The following is a 4,052-nucleotide window of genomic DNA, read 5'->3' on the forward strand; positions in this document are numbered from 1 at the left end:
GTGCCTTGAATTGCGCTTCATGACAACGCTCTGTATCTTTGGGTGCCAGAACTTTCATTTGGAGATACAGGCATGCCTGGCGGACGCGGCGTGGCCAGATGTCGTGTCACGTGCCTTTCCTGCGCGCTGCGGACGGCCACCGGTCAGTTGGGATGAACTTCGAGCCTTTTTGCCCGAGGATTGTTCCGATGTGGTCGTCCTGGGCCGTGCCTGCCTCGGTGCGTTAGGAGCGCCGCCTTCAGACTTTCCTGCAACACGTGTGCTGGTTCAGGAGCAGTGTTTCCACCTTGTAGCTGGCACCACCATGGTTGCCGAGGCGATCTCCGCTCGCGGCTACCTGATAACGCCGGGGTGGCTGCAACACTGGCAGCAACACATAGCCGATCTGGGCTTTACCAGCGACAGCGCCGGCAGTTTTTTTCGTGACTTTGCAAATCATCTTGTTTTGCTGGATACGGGGATTGACAACAAAGCCGCGGACCGACTGGCTGCGCTTCAAGCTGCCCTCGGATTGCCGGCTCAGAGAATTGGGGTCGGGCTTGACCACATGCGCCTGTTTGTAAATCGTCTGGTGCTCGAGTGGCGGCTTGGTCAGTCTCAAAATCTGCTCAAACAGCGCACCCGAGAGCATGCGCGCGAGTTGGCAGACCACACGACAGCGATGGACCTGCTGGCGCGCATGACAAAGTCGCGAACTGAAGCTGAAGTGATCGGTGCCATTGAAGACCTGTTTCGCATGCTTTTTGCTCCGGCTGTCTGGCATTACGTTGCGGCAGAACCACAGCATGGAACCGGAAACACGGAAACGCCCGCTTCAATCTGCGAAGAAGTTCGGTCACTGAATACAGCGTATGGATGGACCCGTTCGAACCACGGTTTCTTGCTGCGCGTGGCACGGGAAGAACATGTGTTTGGGCACATTGTGGTGGATGGCCTGGCATTTCCTCAACACCGAGAACGCTACCTCAATCTGGCTCTGGCAATGACCGACATGATGGCGCTGGCAATCGAGAATGCCCGAACCCGCAAACGTCTGGTTGAAGCAGAAAAGATGGCTTCGCTGGGTGTGATGGTGGCCGGGGTTGCACACGAAATCAACACACCAGTGGGCGTTGGCGTGCTGGCTGCGTCTACCATGCAATCCCGCACCCTGAGCCTGTCACAAAGTTTTTCAGAACGACGCATGACCCAATCGGACCTGCAGGGCTACCTCAAGGACTCGCAGGCACAGTCGTCACTCATCCTGTCCAATCTGGAACGCATTGGCTTGTTGATTGACAAGTTTCGCCAAGTCGCCGTCAATGGCTTGCCGCAGACAAAAAGTCGTTTTCGGGTAAAAAAATGTCTCGACGAGGTTGTTCTTAGTTTTGGTGATCGCTTGCCATCCGAACGGTTTCGCGTCACCGTGATGTGTGATGATGCACTGGAGCTTGATAGTTATCCGGGGGACTGGACCAGCATATTTACCAATTTCATTGCCAATTCGTTGCAACATGGATTCAAGGGGCGTGAGCTGGGCTGCATACAGGTGCAGATCGCACAGACGCAGGCCATTCTGTCTGTCATTTATTCAGACGATGGCATCGGACTTACGCCTGCAGCGCGGGAGCGAATTTTTGATCCGTTCTTCACGACAGACATGCAAAATGGTATAGGTTTGGGAATGCACCTCGTCTACAACCTGATCACCCAGCGGCTGGGCGGACGCATAGAAGTTGACGGCAATCCCGGTGTGGGCGTGTGTTTTCGTATTGAGATCCCCACACATGACGATTTGAGGGAAATGAAATGACTGAGTCTGACAGCTTCGCCGACCTCTTCGCGCCTGAACCGGAGTCGATAGCCGCACCCGACAAGTCCACAGATGCGGCTTGGAAAGTCTTGCTGGTGGATGATGAAAAAGATATCCATGCCGTCCTGAATCTGGCACTGCGGGATATGCGCGTGGAGGGTAAGCCCCTTTGGTTACTGGATGCCCACTCGGCCGCCGACGCCAAACAAGTATTGGCCGAACATCCCGACATTTCGTTGATTTTGCTCGATGTGGTCATGGAGTCGCAACTGGCGGGATTGAATCTGGTGCGCCATATCCGTCGTGACATCTGCAATCGCATGGTCCAGATTGTTCTCGTAACCGGTCAACCCGGCTATGCGCCACAGCGCGAGGTTGTCACCGATTACGAGATTGACGGGTATCGCCTGAAATCGGAGCTGACCGCCGACAAGATCTTTGTGTCCGTTTACGTCGCGCTACGAACTTACAAGGCCTTGCGGGATTCAGAGCTTCAGCGCCAGCAGGTGGAAGCCATGTCAAAAGTGCTCGGCGAAAAGGAGCAAAGGTTGCGCTCGGTAGTCGACACGGCGCCGGATGCCATTGTTCAGGCTGATGCAAACGGATTGGTAATCGGTTGGAACGAAGGCGCAAACAAGCTCTTTGGATATACCTCCAGCGAAATGCTGGGTCAGTCCGTGAACCGCCTGATGCCGCAAAGACTCAATCTGACCCACGATTTGGCCATGTCGCGTTTACGTGACGGGGCAGAGCCGCATTTGCTGGGCAAAGTACTCGAACTGGTCGGGCTTCGAAAGAATGGTGTTGAATTTCCCATTGAATTGGTGCTGGGCTCATGGGCCTCTTCAGACGGTGCACACTACAGCGCGGTGATTCGGGATGTCAGTGAAAGAAAGCGTGCCGAATCGGGCTTGCGCCTGGCGGCCAGTGTTTATGCCAACAGCTACGAAGGCATCGTTATCTGCGCGCCGGACAAGTCCATTGTGGATGTGAACCCGGCATTCACCCGCATCACGGGTTACGCCCGCGAAGACGTGATCGGGCGAACACCCAAACTGCTTGCATCCGGCAAACACGATGCAGCTTTCTACCAACAGATGTGGACATCGGTCCTGGAACACGACTTCTGGCAGGGCGAAGTCTGCAATCGCCGCAACAATGGAGAGTTGTACACCGAGATACTGTCACTTTCTGTCATTCGCGACAGTGCGGGCAAGTTGCAGCATTACATTGGCGTTTTTTCGGACATCAGCCTGCTCAAAGCCCACGAGGAGGAGTTGTACCGGATTGCGCACTTTGACCTTTTGACAGGCGTTCCCAATCGCCGTTTGCTGCTGGATCGTTTGGGCTTGGCACTCGCCCGCGCGCGCCGAAGCGGCCGGTCTTTAGCCGTTTGCTACCTTGATCTGGATGGTTTCAAGTCCGTCAATGACCGGTTTGGTCATGATGGCGGCGACAAGTTGCTCGTGGAGATGACCAAACGCCTCAGACTGGTTTTGCGAACCGACGACACCTTGGCAAGACTGGGTGGTGACGAGTTCGTTTTGCTGTTGACAGACCTGACTGGTCCACAGGAAAGTCAATTGGCGCTTGACCGGGTACTCGATGTCATTCGGGAACCTGTGGAGATCGAGGGGCAGTCTGTTGGAGTGTCGGCGAGTGTGGGTGTCACGATCTATCCGGCCGACGAAGCAGATGCGGATGTTTTGCTGCGGCATGCTGATCAAGCCATGTATCTGGCCAAAGAAACTGGCAAGAACAGCTACCATTTCTTCGACCCGGTTCATGACCGTCTGGTTCAGACACAGAGGCATTACATGCAGCGATTGGGCGAGGCGCTGGAAAACAAGGAGTTCGTGCTCCACTTTCAGCCCAAGGCGAATCTGGTCAATGGCGACATTGTGGGCTTTGAAGCATTGATTCGATGGCAGCACCCCGAAAAAGGTCTGCTGCCCCCTGGCGAGTTCTTGCACTTCATGGACGGCAGCGAACTCGAAGTGCAGGTCGGCGAGTGGGTTATCGACACAGTGTTGACGCAAATGGCGCGTTGGAGTCGTGCTGGCATAGAGTGCAAGGTTAGCGCGAACATCAGTGCCGACCATCTGTTGCGTGACAACTTTGCGGATCGGCTGCATCGGATACTTGAACGGCACCCAGAAGTGGCTCCGGAACATCTGGAGCTTGAAATTCTCGAAACGGCAGCACTTGCCGACATGAAGAAAGCGGTTGAAACCATTACACAGTGCCGAAAAATCGGGGT

General features: G+C 55.1%; 2 protein-coding genes. Both read left to right on the plus strand.

Translation table 11 applies throughout. The features are described from left to right. A partial coding sequence (locus KBF66_RS18990) for a HAMP domain-containing sensor histidine kinase (protein WP_296661246.1) occupies positions 1-1,792 on the plus strand: 1,792 nt, incomplete at its 5' end. Then, positions 1,789-4,052, plus strand: a 2,264-nt coding sequence (locus KBF66_RS18995) for a diguanylate cyclase (RefSeq protein WP_296661248.1), incomplete at its 3' end; no start/stop codon positions are given. The genes KBF66_RS18990 and KBF66_RS18995, both read left to right, overlap by 4 nt.

It is taken from the genome of Rhodoferax sp., from assembly GCF_018063565.1.
Taxonomy (GTDB): domain Bacteria; phylum Pseudomonadota; class Gammaproteobacteria; order Burkholderiales; family Burkholderiaceae_C; genus Rhodoferax.